The sequence below is a fragment of the Rhizobium sp. NXC24 genome, assembly GCF_002944315.1.
Taxonomy (GTDB): domain Bacteria; phylum Pseudomonadota; class Alphaproteobacteria; order Rhizobiales; family Rhizobiaceae; genus Rhizobium.
On sequence record NZ_CP024311.1, the window covers coordinates 2,581,074 to 2,595,139 of the forward strand.

General features: G+C 57.6%; 16 protein-coding genes. 4 read left to right on the top strand and 12 right to left on the bottom strand.

The features are described 5' to 3' along the window. Positions 1-40: 40 nt before the first annotated feature. Complete coding sequence (metH, locus tag NXC24_RS12695) at positions 41-3,817, bottom strand: methionine synthase (RefSeq protein WP_104823616.1); 3,777 nt, start codon at positions 3,815-3,817, stop codon at positions 41-43. Between the two features lie 267 nt (positions 3,818-4,084). Between metH and NXC24_RS12700 the strand changes: the two genes are divergently transcribed. Then, positions 4,085-5,341 (top strand): AGE family epimerase/isomerase, encoded by a 1,257-nt coding sequence (locus tag NXC24_RS12700; RefSeq protein WP_104823617.1) that lies wholly within the window; start codon positions 4,085-4,087, stop codon positions 5,339-5,341. 43 nt (positions 5,342-5,384) lie between these two features. On the opposite strand, the gene NXC24_RS12705 is transcribed toward NXC24_RS12700, so the two are convergent. Continuing rightward, positions 5,385-5,873, bottom strand: a complete 489-nt coding sequence (locus NXC24_RS12705) for a heme-degrading domain-containing protein (RefSeq protein WP_104823618.1) — start codon at positions 5,871-5,873, stop codon at positions 5,385-5,387. A gap of 274 nt (positions 5,874-6,147) precedes the next feature. On the opposite strand from NXC24_RS12705, the gene NXC24_RS12710 reads away from it, so the two are divergent. From NXC24_RS12710 to NXC24_RS12720, 3 genes are all read left to right on the top strand, one after another. Further along, positions 6,148-7,065, top strand: a complete 918-nt coding sequence (locus NXC24_RS12710) for a polysaccharide lyase (RefSeq protein WP_245463985.1) — start codon at positions 6,148-6,150, stop codon at positions 7,063-7,065. Between the two features lie 134 nt (positions 7,066-7,199). Further along, positions 7,200-7,496, top strand: coding sequence for a hypothetical protein (locus NXC24_RS12715; RefSeq protein ID WP_104823620.1), 297 nt, complete (start codon positions 7,200-7,202; stop codon positions 7,494-7,496). Positions 7,497-7,798: 302 nt separating this feature from the next. Continuing rightward, on the top strand, positions 7,799-8,005 hold the full coding sequence (locus NXC24_RS12720) for a hypothetical protein (RefSeq protein WP_104823621.1): 207 nt from the start codon (positions 7,799-7,801) through the stop codon (positions 8,003-8,005). A gap of 141 nt (positions 8,006-8,146) precedes the next feature. Here NXC24_RS12720 and NXC24_RS12725 read toward each other — a convergent pair whose 3' ends face one another. From NXC24_RS12725 to NXC24_RS12770, 10 genes are all read right to left on the bottom strand, one after another. Further along, positions 8,147-9,007, bottom strand: a complete 861-nt coding sequence (locus NXC24_RS12725) for a TIM barrel protein (protein ID WP_104823622.1) — start codon at positions 9,005-9,007, stop codon at positions 8,147-8,149. Positions 9,008-9,083: 76 nt separating this feature from the next. Further along, positions 9,084-10,172, bottom strand: a complete 1,089-nt coding sequence (locus NXC24_RS12730; RefSeq protein ID WP_104823623.1) for a nitronate monooxygenase — start codon at positions 10,170-10,172, stop codon at positions 9,084-9,086. 305 nt (positions 10,173-10,477) lie between these two features. Then, a complete protein-coding gene (locus NXC24_RS12735; RefSeq protein WP_104823624.1) occupies positions 10,478-10,807 on the bottom strand; it encodes a hypothetical protein in 330 nt (109 codons plus the stop codon). Between the two features lie 68 nt (positions 10,808-10,875). Further along, positions 10,876-11,127: a hypothetical protein gene (locus tag NXC24_RS12740; RefSeq protein WP_104823625.1), complete on the bottom strand. Its 252-nt coding sequence runs from the start codon at positions 11,125-11,127 to the stop codon at positions 10,876-10,878. Positions 11,128-11,152: 25 nt separating this feature from the next. Then, positions 11,153-11,470, bottom strand: coding sequence for a cell wall anchor protein (locus NXC24_RS12745; protein ID WP_104823626.1), 318 nt, complete (start codon positions 11,468-11,470; stop codon positions 11,153-11,155). Positions 11,471-11,532: 62 nt separating this feature from the next. Then, on the bottom strand, positions 11,533-12,165 hold the full coding sequence (locus NXC24_RS12750) for a hypothetical protein (RefSeq protein WP_104823627.1): 633 nt from the start codon (positions 12,163-12,165) through the stop codon (positions 11,533-11,535). 156 nt (positions 12,166-12,321) lie between these two features. Then, on the bottom strand, positions 12,322-12,537 hold the full coding sequence (locus NXC24_RS12755) for a hypothetical protein (protein WP_104823628.1): 216 nt from the start codon (positions 12,535-12,537) through the stop codon (positions 12,322-12,324). A 12-nt stretch (positions 12,538-12,549) separates the two neighbouring features. Further along, positions 12,550-13,203, bottom strand: coding sequence for a DUF4376 domain-containing protein (locus NXC24_RS12760; protein WP_104823629.1), 654 nt, complete (start codon positions 13,201-13,203; stop codon positions 12,550-12,552). A gap of 18 nt (positions 13,204-13,221) precedes the next feature. After that, positions 13,222-13,641 (bottom strand): hypothetical protein, encoded by a 420-nt coding sequence (locus NXC24_RS12765; protein ID WP_104823630.1) that lies wholly within the window; start codon positions 13,639-13,641, stop codon positions 13,222-13,224. Further along, entirely contained in the window at positions 13,631-14,062 is a 432-nt protein-coding gene (locus tag NXC24_RS12770) for a hypothetical protein (RefSeq protein WP_158704475.1), read from the bottom strand. Before NXC24_RS12770 ends, NXC24_RS12765 begins: the two co-directional genes overlap by 11 nt. Between the last annotated feature and the right edge of the window lie 4 nt (positions 14,063-14,066).

Sequence of the window (14,066 nt, forward strand, 5' to 3'; positions counted from 1 at the left end):
CATCCCTCACTCGCTTTTTCCACACCGTCAAATCAGATCATCATGCCGCGTCATCCACTGCGGTATCGCGGCTTTCCGGCACATAGTTGAGCACCGGTCCCAGCCAGCGCTCCACCTCCGCAACGGGCATGCCCTTGCGGGCCGCATAGTCTTCCACCTGATCTCGCTCGACCTTTGCTACACCGAAATAATAGGAGTCGGGATGGCCGATATAGAGTCCGGAGACGGAGGAACCGGGCCACATGGCGTAGTTTTCGGTGAGCTTCACCCCGGTCGCCGCTTCCGCATCGAGCAGACGGAACAGGGTCTCTTTTTCGGTGTGGTCGGGCTGGGCAGGATAGCCCGGCGCCGGGCGGATGCCGGCATAGGCCTCCGCCAGCAACTCGTCGCCATCGAGGTTTTCGTCCTTGGCATAGCCCCAGAACTCGCGCCGCACCCGCTCATGCATCCGCTCGGCAAAAGCCTCGGCGAAGCGATCGGCGAGCGCCTTGACGAGGATCGAAGAGTAATCGTCATTGGCGCGCTCAAAACGCTCGGCGATGGCAATTTCCTCTATACCGGCCGTGACGACAAAACCGCCGACATAGTCGCCGACGCCACTCGAAACGGGCGCTACGAAATCTGATAACGCCACGTTCGGGCGGCCATCCCGCTTCGACAATTGCTGGCGCAGTGTATAGAAGGTCGCGAGTTCGTCGGTGCGGCCCTCATCGGTGAACAATCTGATATCATCGCCGACCGTGCCTGCCGGCCAGAAGCCTACAACGGCGCGCGGGCGGAACCAGTTCTCCGCGATGATCTTTTCGAGCATGGCCTGTGCATCGGCATAAAGCTGCCGCGCCGCCTCACCCTGTTTCTCGTCTTCGAGGATGGCCGGGAAACGGCCCTTCAACTCCCAGGTCTGGAAGAACGGCGTCCAGTCAATGTATGTGGCAAGCTCTGCCAGATCGTAATTCTCGAACACCTTCGTTCCAAAGAACTGCGGCGTCACAGGCTTGTAATTCGCCCAATCAACCTTCTCGGCATTCTCGCGCGCCCTTGCGAGCGGCAGCCGTACCTTCTCCGCCTCGCTGCGGGCATGTGCCGCGGCGACCTTGGCATATTCCGTGCGAACCGTATCGACATAGCCCTGCTTAGCCTCCGGCGACAACAGCGCCGAGACGACACCTACGGCACGGCTGGCATCGGTGACATAGACCGTTTGGCCCTTCTCATAGCGTGGATGGATCTTCACGGCAGTGTGCACGCGGCTGGTGGTTGCACCGCCGATCAGCAGTGGAATATCGAACCCCTGCCGCTCCATTTCCGAAGCAACATGCACCATCTCGTCCAGGGACGGGGTGATCAGGCCGGAGAGGCCGATGATATCGACCTTCTCGGCGATTGCCGTTTCCAGGATCTTCGTCGCCGGCACCATGACGCCGAGATCGATGATTTCGTAATTGTTGCAGGCAAGCACGACGCCGACGATGTTCTTGCCGATATCATGCACATCGCCCTTGACGGTCGCCATCAGCACCTTGCCTGCCGCCTGGCGTTCGCCGTTGCCGCCATTGGCGAGCTTTTCCGCCTCCATATAAGGCAGCAGCACGGCAACGGCCTGCTTCATGACACGGGCCGACTTTACTACCTGCGGCAGGAACATCTTACCTGAACCGAAGAGGTCGCCGACGACATTCATGCCAGCCATTAACGGACCTTCGATGACGTGCAGCGGTCGCTCGGCCTTTTGCCGCGCCTCTTCGGTATCCGCTTCGATATATTCGGTGATGCCGTTGACCAATGCGTGCTCGAGCCGCTTCTCGACTGACCAGTCCCGCCAGGCGAGATCCTGTACCTTGGCTTCCCGGTTACCGGCACCACGAAAACGCTCGGCTATTTCGAGCAGCCGCTCTGTGCCGTCGGGCCGGCGGTTAAGAACGACATCCTCGCAGGCCTCGCGCAGCTCGGGATCGATGTTGTCATAAACTGCGAGCTGGCCGGCATTGACGATGCCCATGTCCATGCCGGCCTGAATGGCATGGTAGAGAAATACGGCATGCATCGCCTCGCGCACCGGCTCGTTGCCGCGGAAGGAGAAGGAAAGATTCGAAACGCCGCCTGAGATATGGACCAAAGGCATGGTCTGGCGGATTGTTCGCGTCGCCTCGATGAAATCGACGCCGTAATTGTTGTGCTCCTCGATGCCGGTCGCGACCGCGAAGATATTCGGATCGAAGATAATGTCTTCCGGCGGCAACCCCGCCTCTTCAGTCAGAAGCTTGTAGGCGCGCGCGCAGATCTCGACCTTGCGCTGATAGCTGTCGGCCTGCCCCTGCTCGTCGAACGCCATGACGACGACGGCAGCGCCATAATTGCGCAGCAGCCGGGCTTGTTTGAGGAAATTCTCCTCGCCCTCTTTCAAGGAGATAGAGTTGACGATCGGTTTGCCCTGCACACATTTCAGACCGGCTTCGATGATCGAGAATTTCGAGCTGTCGATCATGACGGGCACGCGGGCGATATCCGGCTCGGCGGCGATCAGGTTGAGGAACTCGACCATCGCCTTTTCGGAATCGATCAAGCCCTCGTCCATATTGATGTCGATGACCTGCGCACCGTTTTCGACCTGGTCGCGAGCAACGGCCAACGCTGCCGTGTAGTCGGCATTGGTGATCAGTTTGCGGAATTTTGCCGAGCCGGTAACGTTGGTCCGCTCGCCGACATTGACGAACGGAATGTCTTTGGTCAGCTCGAAGGGCTCCAGGCCGGAGAGCGACATGAAGGGTCGGTGCACCGCAAGCTGGCGCGGCGGGTATTTCGAAACTGCCTGAGCGATTGCGGCGATATGTTCCGGCGTCGAGCCGCAGCAGCCGCCGACGATGTTGACGAGGCCGTCGTGTGCAAAAGCTTCGACCTGCGCCGCCATCATCTCAGGCGTTTCGTCATATTGGCCGAATTCGTTCGGCAGGCCGGCATTGGGATAGGCGCAGACGAAGGTATCGGCAATGGCCGAAAGTTCCTGCAGATGCGGCCGCATGGCATTCGCGCCAAGTGCACAATTGAGGCCGATGGTGAAGGGGCTGGCATGGCGCACCGAATTCCAGAAGGCCGACGGCGTCTGGCCGGAGAGCGTCCGGCCGGAAAGATCGGTGATCGTCCCCGAGATCATCACCGGCAAGCGGACGCCCTTAGCCTCGAACCGCTCCTCGCAGGCAAAAATCGCCGCCTTGGCGTTCAGCGTATCGAAGATTGTTTCGATCAGGATGATATCGGCGCCGCCATCGATTAGGCCGTCGATCTGCTCGCCATACGCCAGTCGCAGATCGTCGAAGCTCACCGCGCGATAGCCGGGATTGTTGACATCGGGGGAAATCGAAGCGGTGCGGTTGGTCGGGCCGATAGCGCCAGCGACAAAACGGCGCCTGCCATCCTCGCGTTCGGCGCGGACCGCCGCCCGGCGGGCAACTGCCGCACCCTCCTTGTTGAGATCGTAAACCGCACCTTCCATCTGATAATCGGCCTGGGCAATGCGGGTCGAAGAGAATGTGTTGGTCTCCAGAATATCCGCGCCGGCCTTGGCATAGCGGTAATGGATTTCCTCGATGGCGTCAGGCTGAGTGAGAATCAGAAGGTCGTTATTGCCCTTTTGATGACAGGCGCAGCCGATGAAGCGATCGCCGCAGAAATGATCCTCTTCAAAGCCGAGCCCTTGGATTTGTGTCCCCATGGCGCCGTCAAGCACAAGGATTCGCTCGCTCGCTGCCTGCTTCAGGGCCGAGAAGACTTCACTGCCATCGCGTTTCGCTGTTTCCGAGCCAAAAAGATTGTCAAACATATGCGAACTCCACTGGCCTGATTGCGACGCATCCAGATCACATAAAGATATCTTTATGTCAACATATCTATGCCTTGGAGAAGCGCGGCGCAAGAATAATGCTGCTCTAGTTTGCCGCGTGTCCAAAAAATATCGATGCGATCGCCCGCCAACCCCTATAGGCATGGACAACGCGAGGCAGCCGACACAGTTTGATTGGTTAAAGCCATGACAGTGCTTTCAGGCAGCGCTATACGGCTTGTGGCAAAAGAGTCTTGGGAGGATAGCATGGGCATACAGCGTGAAACGGCAGCACTCGGCAATTGGAGCTCGCGGGCCTATCACCGCCGTTGGTTGCTTGATCAGGCAAGCGGGCTTTTCGATTTCTTCCAATATCGCTGCATCAATCCTAAGGGTGGATTCTACGATATGGATGATGCCGGCAGGCCGCTCGATGCAGCCAACCCTGTGCGGGGCATTCATTCGACCGCGCGTATGGTTCATTGCTTTTCGATCGGTTCGCTGCTCGGCCGCCCCGGCTCCGAGGATATTGTCGATCACGGCATGAACTATCTCTGGAAGCATCACCGTGATGCCACCCATGGCGGATATGTTTGGTCGCTCAACAATGATGGCCCCGTCGATGCCAGCAAGCAAGGCTATGGCCACGCTTTTGTGCTGCTCGCCGCCTCCTCCGCCAAGACCATCGGTCATCCGCTTGCTGACGGCATGCTTGCCGATGTCACCGAAATTCTGAACACGAAATTCTGGGAGGAAAAACACGGCGCCATCGCCGAGGAGTTCAACCAGGATTGGTCGCCGATCGATGGTGGCGCCTATCGCGGCCAGAATTCCAATATGCACCTGACGGAAGCGCTGATGGCAGCCTTCGAAGCGACCGAAAATAAAACATACCTCGACAAAGCCGAAAGCATCGCCGATCTCGTCATTCGCCGCTCCGCCGGTTCCGTCGGCTGGCGCGTCGCCGAACATTTCAATACCGACTGGGAACTCGACAAGGATTATCGCGGCAACGAAATGTTCCGCCCCTCGGGCACGACGCCCGGCCATTGGTTGGAATGGGCGCGCCTCGTCCTGCAGCTCTGGTCTCTCGGCGGCAAGCAGCACGACTGGATGCCGGATGCCGCCAAGGGTCTGTTCTCTCAATCAATGTCACTAGGTTGGGACAGCAACAAAGGCGGCTTCTTCTATACGCTCGATTGGGCTGATACGCCGGCCAAACGCAACAAGCTCTGGTGGCCGGCATGCGAAGGCGCCGGTGCCGCGCACTATCTCAACGAACATGTGCCGAGCGATTTCCACGAGGAGAGCTATCGAAAGATCTGGGGCACCATCGGCCGCTTCTTCATCGACAATAAGAATGGTGGGTGGCATGAGGAACTCACGGAAGACTTGGTTCCCGCCCATACGATTTTCCCCGGCAAGGGCGATATTTATCACGCCCTCCAGGCCTGCCTCATCCCCCTCTTCCCGGCAACAGGCAGCCTGACCAAAGTCATCGCCGAGGCTGGCGGCAAAATCTGAGATGAAGGGCGGCGTCCGCTAAGTCGGACGCCGCTATCCTCTTTTATGACAGGCTGAGATTATGCAGTTCGTGGCCAAGCGTGAGCGCCAGAGCCTCAACGACGAGATTGTGGTCTTCACGCTGCGGAAGTCCCGATACGGTGACTGCGCCGATGCAACCCGTGCCGAGAACGAAGATCGGAAAGCTGCCGCCGGATGCAGCATAGTCGGCGCTTGAAAGCCCGTTGTGCTCGATCGTCTTGCCCTGCTGCTCCAGTCGCAGAGTGCTGGCATAACTGCTGCGGAAATAGCGCAACACCATATTGCGCTTACGGCGGATCCAGTTGGAATTGTCCGGCGTCGAGCCAGGCAGCGCGATGTAGAAGACCGGCATGGAATGCAATGTGATATCGATCGCGACACCCAAATTGCGTTCGCTGGCAAGGTCATGCAGCAACTTGCCAAGCACCCATGCGGTCGAAAGATCGAAAGCATCGAAGCGCAGCGTCTCCTCTTGCAGGGCGATGCGGCTGAGGTCGTGTTCGATCGTCATGGAAAATCCTTCCTCCAGAATTGGCCGGCTTATCAAACGCGAACGAGATGATTTGTCTACTTATCTCTTCGGTATGTCGAAACCGAGCCGCCACTTCTGGCCGAGCACAAGATCGACATCTGCCGCTGATCACTTACCCAAAGTCGCCTCCTCTTGCCCCTCGAAGACGAACAGGTCATTGATAGTATTCCACGATCATCCGCTGAAGGAGCCTGCTGTCATGAACGCAAAATATGCACTGCCCGCTATCCTGGCCTGCACTTGCACCTGCGCCATGACTCCCGCTATGGCCGAGAATCCAGCTCAATTGGTTCTGCGCGATGGTTTCGATGGTACCGACTTCTCCCCTTCAGGCCATCTCTATTATCGTGACAATTCCGAACAGAAAGCTGGCAAGATCGAATTCCAATCGGAAGTAAAGCGCACCGGCACCGGCGCGCTGAAGCTCAGCGTCAAGCCGCTCTGCCAACCGGACAAGACGAACTGCAGTGAACGAGCAGAAATCTGGGAACGCACCAAATATCGCGTCCCCTATAACCAAGGCGTCTGGTATGGCTTTGCGGTCAAATTCGCCGACCCTATTCCCTCCGGTGATCATCGCTATCTCATTGCGCAGTGGAAGCGCGAGATCGGACCGAAGGCAAAGGGAGATTTCAGCCCTTTCCTGGCGCTGCGACTGAACAACGGCAAGCTCTTCGCCACAGTCGAGACCAACTATGTCGCTCCACCGACAACCGAGGTCAGCGACGCAACAAAGAAGTGTGCTGACAATCAGACGCCGGTCTGGTTCCGCTCGGACACCAATCAGATGCGAGCCCTTGTCGCCACCGACAGCAGTTGGGGTAAGGAGGATGGCAAGGAATTCACCGGCTGCACCAGTGCCATCACCATCACCGACCATGGCAATAAATTACCGACACCGGAATCCGGCTGGATCGACTTTGCGATCTACAGCAAGCCTGGCCCTGACGGTACCGGCCATATCGAGATCTTCGCCAACGATAAATGGATTGTCACCGTCAAGGGACATATCGGTCATGCCGACAAGGGTTTAGGCAAAAATCAGTATTTCAAGTTCGGCCCCTATCGCGCCGCCGACACGACGGAATGGACACTCTATTACGACGATTTTCGCCGCTCGCCTCGCTGCGCCGATGTCCTGTCGGATGCGAACCTCTGCCCTATGAAATGACCCGTTTCCGTACGCCTTCCCGGCAATGACATCGCGGCGAAAAGCCAGTTGCCACCGGCCCAGATTTTCGTAAAATCTCAGTGAACCTTTTTGCCTCTCATTGGTTATCTGCCTCAGCAGAGGAGACCACTGAAATGCTCACCACTCATCGCGATTGCAAACACCATGTGGAGAAAAACGCCATTCCTTCGCTTGGCGAAATCGAGGGACGTGTCGCAGTACTCGAAGTCGTAGCCCAATCTGCTCTGACTCATGTTTTCTTCGAGGGGCATGTCGATGTCGACGCGACCCTGCTTGCAGACATTCGCAGGGCCATGCACCGCAAATGCCGGGAACTGAAACTCGATGGCGAGGACACAGCCTCTGCCCTATCTTATGCCGAGGAATTGATCGAAGCAGCGGTCGAGGCGTCGCAGCCGGTTCATCAATGATGCCTTCGCGGCCGAGACTTATCCTTTTGATCATGGTGGCACTCGCCCTTGCGCTGGGTGTCCTGCTGTTCGTTGTACCGCATAACGGCAGGGAACAGATCGAAAATCCAGCACCGCACGCGCCGGACCAGACACCGCAATAGTCTCCTTCGAGCAAGCACCTGTGCCGATACGAAACTGTATCTGTATCAAATCAGGCAGGCGTTAACGCCGGCAAGAGAAGCCGATTGCAAACTTTTGGAATCAAAGCAGTCTTTGCTCCGCTTCCGCTCAAGTTCGAGCTTCCAACCACGGTGTAGCGAATGTCTATGATGGTCAACTCGCCCCTATATCCCGATGATGTCGATATCCTTGCTGGCGCGCTCTACGCCTGGTGTGCCGAACGCAGCATCAAACTGCAAAGCCAGGAAGGCCTGTCCGCGGCCAACGTCGCGATCAGCCTCTATGACGCTGGCTATCAGACACAGGATCGACTGCTCGGCGCCCTTCACGATTACGAATTTCACTGAAATTCATAGCGCCTGTGCTGCGGCCTCATCGGCAGAAGGCGCGCCTCGCCGCAATTCGTGGATAAATCGGAAGCGCGGGATTTGCCCATGCGCGAAGCATAATCGCGGCAGAGCTGGATCTCCGCAGCAATCATGGCGCCGTCATGCCGCCGTTGTGGCCTTCCGCAACACGCCCGCGATACAATCCCGCTCCTCCAAAATCCCCGACCATTCGTCCCCATAAAACGAGGAGTCGTAGATCAGCGTGAACGGGCCTTTGTAGCCCGCAGCATTGGAGAGTTCGACGCAGCGAACATAATCCTCGGTATCGAGGCCTGTTTCCGAATAATGCGCTTTGGCATGGCAGAGTTCGGCGCGACCGATGATCTTGGCGAGATCGCCATATTTGCCCGCGCCGCTCCAATTGCCGAAATCGCCGTTGAGACCAAGCTTGCCGTCAAGCGCGTCAAGCACACGGTTGACCTCGACCGGCCCCGGCAGCAGCGAGAACCAGTTTTCGATAACAAGTCGGATACCGGTTCCGGCAATCCGCTCGGCCAGCCAACGAAGATGTTTTTCTGCCCGGCTCAGCGCTTCGTCAGTCGGCTGCGCCTTACCGGCAATCACGCGCATATTCTCGGCGCCGAGCGCCATGGCGACCTCGATCCAGCTCGCCATCCATTCAGCGTCACGCTCCGCCGTCTCAGGATTACTGAGATCGCCGTCTTCAACCAACAGCGTCTGCACTTTGACGCCTGCCTTGTCGAAGGCATTCCGCAGATCGGCGATGTAAGCAGTCAAACGGCTCGGCAAATGAAACGAGCAGATTTCCATCCGGAAGATGCCGCGTTCGGCAAACTGTCTCGGGAGATCGATCAGAGCGATCGAGCCTTCCCCATAAGTCGGTTGCCGCGCTGGGGCATCCGTGCCGCCGGGCTTGTAAGGATAAGTGCTGCCGAGCGCGCGGTGCAGCGACCATGTAGAAACGGCAAAACGATCTGCCAGATCAGCCGAGAAAGCCATTGATATCTCCCCCTCTTTTGCCCGCGACGAGCAAAAGCGCGCCCAGCGAGTTTAGCGGCCAGCCTTATTTACTTGGTTAGCCACGCCCTGCCAACCGTCTCATAACGGTGATCGCATCATTCGCCAAAACCGCGGTTAACTCAGCCGACGGGAGTGACTGCGCCAGTTTGGCGGCTTGGCCGGACCAAAGATTGGTGAAATCACCGGAACCAGCCGCTTCGGCCTTGGCGCGCAGTGGCGCCAAGGCACCGCCGGCCGTCGGAAACGCGGGCACCAGATGAGAGAGTGGCCCCACCTCTCGCATGATGCGGTTCATCACACCCCTCGCCGGCCGTCCGGTGAAGACATTGGTCAACGCCGTATTATCGTCGCCTGCATGCTCCAGTGCCGCGCGATGGACCGCGGGAATTTTCGCCTCGGGCGTAAACAGATAGCTCGTGCCGATCTGCGCGGCGGAGGCGCCAAGTGCGAAAGCTGCCGCAATCCCCCGCCCATCTGCAATTCCGCCGGCGGCAATGACGGGGACCGTGACAGCATCGGCAATCTGCGGCACCAGCGCCATCGTGCCGACCTGCGTCGCCATATCTTGCGTCAGGAAATTGCCGCGATGGCCGCCAGCCTCGAAACCCATGGCGATGATGGCGTCGACATCACGTTCGGCAAGCCACCGCGCCTCCGCTACCGTAGTCGCTGACGAAATTATCTTTACTCCGGTTGCCCGCACTCGTCGGACCAGATCCGCATCCGGTAGTCCAAAATGAAAGCTGACGACCTCAGGCCGGTAGGCCTCTACGATTTCACAGAAGGAGGTATCGAATGGCGCGCGTCCGCCAGCCGGAACCGGTGCGGCAGGATCAAGCCCTGCTTCGACATAGTAGAGGGCAAGCCGTGCTCGCCATGCCATGTGCCGCGCAGGATCGTCTTCAGGCATGGTGTGAGCGAAGAAGTTCACATTGATTGGCTTTTTCGTTGCCGCTCTTATCATATCCAGAGCCGCGCGGAGTTGCTCCGGATTGTATTGAGCGCTTGGCAGGGATCCGAGACCGCCAGCCTCGCTTACTGCAATTACCATTTCTGGCGTCGTCGCGCCTGCCATGGGAGCCTGGATAATGGGAATGTCGATATCGAATAGGTCAAGGATCCGGGTATCTGGCCATTGGCTCATCACAAGCGCCTTTCATCTCCAAAGTCCGCCTGCCATCATTATCAGCCTAGTAACGGTGGCGGTAATGATTAGTGCAGATGTATCCATAGCGGTTGTCGATGGAATGAAGATCTCATGCTGACGACCGGAATAAACTTGCCTCAGCAAAAGCAATGCCTGGAACGATTACAAAAACCACAAACGCAAAAGGGGGCCTCTCCCGTTAAGGAGAGGGCGAGATAGGGAAATGGTCGGCACAGTAAAACCGACGAATGCATTGGAGAAAACTGAAATCAACGCGACAATACGGCATATAGCGGTGGCAGTCAGGGTGCGGCCCTTCCACCTCCTATCCATCGGGAAATCGAATCGAAAATCAGGTCAGCGATCCACATGGCGCAGACACCAACCACGAACGCCGTCGCATTCATGGCCGCGGCGTCCTTTTCCGGTAGCGGCCAATTGATGGCGCGCAGATAATAAAGCGCTGGCTCTGTCAGATAAGCCGCCGCCAGCGCCCCGCAAATGGGCGACGCGACAATTTCTCGGGTGGTATAGCGCCGGCGGGATAAGCCACGCAAAATGCCCCCGGAGAGGCCAGCGATGACGACGCCGACCTTGATGCCTAACGCATCGAGAAATTCGTTCACCGTCATGATCTATCTCCGCAAAACCCTTGCAACAAGAATCTACCGCGTCCCGCCAAAATAACTAAAAAGGGCTGTTATTTACCGACAGGCGGCTGGGGCTTGATCAAACCGGAAAGCCCGTCGCGGGTAATATTGACCACGATCTTAAGTGCGCCGAGACCCGCGATAGCGTAGGCTGTGTAGCTCGGTCCGATAAAGGATCGTGAACATTCTAGCGTGCCATCGCCTAGCTGTGTGCAGCCCGTCGCCAGAAGAATGGCAACCAACAGCGCGGACAGCGTGATTAGTATGTTCAAAACATTGTGCAGAGCATTGGTATTCAACATAAGGCTCCTTTGTGAAGGCATGAAATTACCGCGCTTGTCGGGCGATATTGAGAGCGGTATCGATTGTTGCGTAGGCCTGCACTACCTGTGCCAAAACATCGGCGGCCGTCTCGCGCTCGAGGTCGACGCAAAGGCTCCGCACGCCGATATAAGCAGCCGCTTCCTTGTTGATCACCGATCGCTTGACCGTACCAATCGCGACAATGGACATGAAAGCGGCATGTGCAGTTTCCAACGCTTGACAAGCCTTCGGGAGATTTTTCTGGATCGCGATATCGAGCGACGCCGTTTGACAACCGGACAAAGCAAATCCGACTGCCGCCGCTAAAAGCGGAGCACGCATGTAGCAATCCTTTTCTGGGGGAAAAATGATTGTGTTGAGCCGCCACAGTCTTGTGACGCAGACTACCGCGCCACTTCGATCGCAGCGGCAAAGGACTTGGCATAGTCCGCAACGCCTGCGGCTCGATCGGTGCCGTTGATGACTTTGCGGGCACCGATCCAGTCGGTAACCTCAGCGCTGAAGTAATCGGCCAGCTTCTTGCCTGTAAACCGGCCGTTGATCATGCCGTCGAACAAGATTTCGACAGCCTTGGCAGGATCGAGTGCTTTGTCGGGCTCATCAGAAATACTGTATTTCACGTAATTTTCGTAACCAGTAATCTGTACCAAACCTCGTCCACGATAGCGCCATCCGTCGCCACTCGTTTCGTCGCCATTGCCCATGCGGCTCGCATATGCGCGATTGGCGATACGTTGTGGCTGTCGGGCATAGATCGCCGCTTGCGCTGCCGTAAAGTATTTCGGAAATGTAGCCTTGAGACCCGCGGCCGAGTAATTGAGGTTTTCCACAATGGCGCACATCGTATTGTCACTTTCGTGATAAGCCGTCGCTAGCATGTAGGAGAGCCAGCGTACGTCGAACGGGCTCGTCTCCCAGGCATCGAGGATGGCCTCCGTGCCGTTCACCTGATTTTGCGACAGCCGCCCGCTGAACAGCGATGTGCGCACCGCCGCGAAGAATTTCGCACGATGCATGAATGATCCTTTGACTAATATTAAATTTGGCGTCGAACCTTGAAGATCGCTAGAATTTGCTTCCAGGCGGCCAATTTAGCCGCCCATTTTTCTTCATAGCTGACCAGAAATTTTTACGCTCGCAAGGGCCTCTCTCTGCGAGCGGCAAAGTTCTTCCTATGCGGTTTCATCGGGCGGCGCGATCATCGTCGTGTCATCGGCAGGTTCCATTTCTGACCTTTCAGACGCTACTCCAACTCGCTGTTTTGCTTCCAACTGCGCTCGCGCCTGTGCGAGCTGTCCGGCGAGATCGTCTACGGCGCTGGCAAAACGCTCCACCTCACCTTGTAGAAACTCATTCTGCTTCTTGAGAGAGTTCACGAAGGTAGACATCAAGTCCTCCTTTTACGCCGCTATTGCCGGCCAAGCGAAGGCGTCGACATCCGCCGTTGTCTTGATCGTGCCTGCAGCGATGGCCTGAGCTACCGCGTCCTCAGCCGCAAAGCTGGCCTGCACGTGAGCACCGACTGCATTGGCGATCGCCGTCACCTGCTCGACGGTCAGAATGACGAAGCCATTTGCAGTCTTGAAATTTACGGTGACCGTGGGGTTAGCCTGCACATAAGCATAGGCTCCGGTGATGAGTGCCTGGCTCTGCCGATCCGTAGCAATCTTCGTGCCGTTAAAGACGATGCCGCCCGTTTCGATGGCATACCGCTTGGTCGCAGCATAGACGTAAAGATCGACCGGAGCCGGCTCCGGAGACCAGCCGGCGACGACCGCCGCGAGGCCTTCTGGCATTTCCGGCCAATCGCCGGCAGAGCTGACCAAGTTAGCTTCCTTGTTGCTCAGTTGATCGAGGATCGCATTCTTGTCGGTAGCATCCAGTCCGGACGTGATCTTGGCAGCGAGCGCTAGCCAATAATCGGGCACGTTGTAGATCTGCTGCCGGCCGAGCCAGAAGGCAACGCAAGCCATCCAGCGATCGGCCTTGTTTTCCGATCGAGCGGCAAGCAGCGCCTCGACCATCGGTTCATACATGCTGTCTATGCGGTACATGGCAGTCCTTTCTGCTGTTTAGGCTTGGGCATAGGCGCGCACGGCCTGCCAATCGATCTCGTAGGCGGTGCGGATTTCGGGAGCCGTTTTAGCGGCGGCAAGTGCGGCGTTTGCCGATCGGCGGACGGCTTCGATCATCTGGGAGCCGACAGCCCAATGTTGGTCACGCGTTAGGATTTCGACGGCCTTTTCGAAGCGGCTAACGCCATGTTCGGCGGCCTCGGCCGAGATATGTGGCGTTTCGCTTTCGGCAACATTTGCACCTTGCTGGCGATCGGCGGCGATCAACTGCGCCTCGCGAAGCTTCAGCGCATAGACCGCCTCCTGACCGGGTGTGAGCGTGATGAACAGAGCGCGCGCATGGCCGATCTGTTTGTCAATGTAAGCTTGCGCCTGGACGCGCTCCGAAGTGAGATCGGCGGTCACGTTAAGCAGCATGAATCGTCACCTCGAAGTGATGGAAGGCGGCGGGTGCGATAAAGGAAAATCGATGGTCGCCAAGAACGTCGGTGGTGAATTCAAAGGCATTGTCCTCGATCGCGACGATCTCGCCGGCATGAAGAACCGACGTGCCGGCCGGCACGGCAAAGCGCACCGCGTCCACGCCGTCAGCGTTGACTGTGTATTCGCTGACATCGAGCGCTGTGCCCTTGGCAGTGATGACGCCATCCAGCACATAGCAGTGCGCATCGATATCACGACGGTATTGGTCGGCCGGCACTTCGATCGCCTTGAAGCCCTGGCCATAGATCGGCGCATAGTGCGGCAGCAGGCTCAAGGCACAGTCGCCGCTCTGCCGAATGGCTCCATCAGGACCATAGACGATGTAGTGGATCGTTCTATCTTCTAACGCAGTCACGGAG

Bases quoted from the DNA above. Each gene is read 5' to 3' on its own strand.
- metH (WP_104823616.1), bottom strand. From the start codon at position 3,817: ATGTTTGACAATCTTTTTGGCTCGGAAACAGCGAAACGCGATGGCAGT.
- NXC24_RS12700 (WP_104823617.1), top strand. From the start codon at position 4,085: ATGGGCATACAGCGTGAAACGGCAGCACTCGGCAATTGGAGCTCGCGG.
- NXC24_RS12705 (WP_104823618.1), bottom strand. From the start codon at position 5,873: ATGACGATCGAACACGACCTCAGCCGCATCGCCCTGCAAGAGGAGACG.
- NXC24_RS12710 (WP_245463985.1), top strand. From the start codon at position 6,148: ATGACTCCCGCTATGGCCGAGAATCCAGCTCAATTGGTTCTGCGCGAT.
- NXC24_RS12715 (WP_104823620.1), top strand. From the start codon at position 7,200: ATGCTCACCACTCATCGCGATTGCAAACACCATGTGGAGAAAAACGCC.
- NXC24_RS12720 (WP_104823621.1), top strand. From the start codon at position 7,799: ATGTCTATGATGGTCAACTCGCCCCTATATCCCGATGATGTCGATATC.
- NXC24_RS12725 (WP_104823622.1), bottom strand. From the start codon at position 9,007: ATGGCTTTCTCGGCTGATCTGGCAGATCGTTTTGCCGTTTCTACATGG.
- NXC24_RS12730 (WP_104823623.1), bottom strand. From the start codon at position 10,172: ATGAGCCAATGGCCAGATACCCGGATCCTTGACCTATTCGATATCGAC.
- NXC24_RS12735 (WP_104823624.1), bottom strand. From the start codon at position 10,807: ATGACGGTGAACGAATTTCTCGATGCGTTAGGCATCAAGGTCGGCGTC.
- NXC24_RS12740 (WP_104823625.1), bottom strand. From the start codon at position 11,127: ATGTTGAATACCAATGCTCTGCACAATGTTTTGAACATACTAATCACG.
- NXC24_RS12745 (WP_104823626.1), bottom strand. From the start codon at position 11,470: ATGCGTGCTCCGCTTTTAGCGGCGGCAGTCGGATTTGCTTTGTCCGGT.
- NXC24_RS12750 (WP_104823627.1), bottom strand. From the start codon at position 12,165: ATGCATCGTGCGAAATTCTTCGCGGCGGTGCGCACATCGCTGTTCAGC.
- NXC24_RS12755 (WP_104823628.1), bottom strand. From the start codon at position 12,537: ATGTCTACCTTCGTGAACTCTCTCAAGAAGCAGAATGAGTTTCTACAA.
- NXC24_RS12760 (WP_104823629.1), bottom strand. From the start codon at position 13,203: ATGTACCGCATAGACAGCATGTATGAACCGATGGTCGAGGCGCTGCTT.
- NXC24_RS12765 (WP_104823630.1), bottom strand. From the start codon at position 13,641: ATGCTGCTTAACGTGACCGCCGATCTCACTTCGGAGCGCGTCCAGGCG.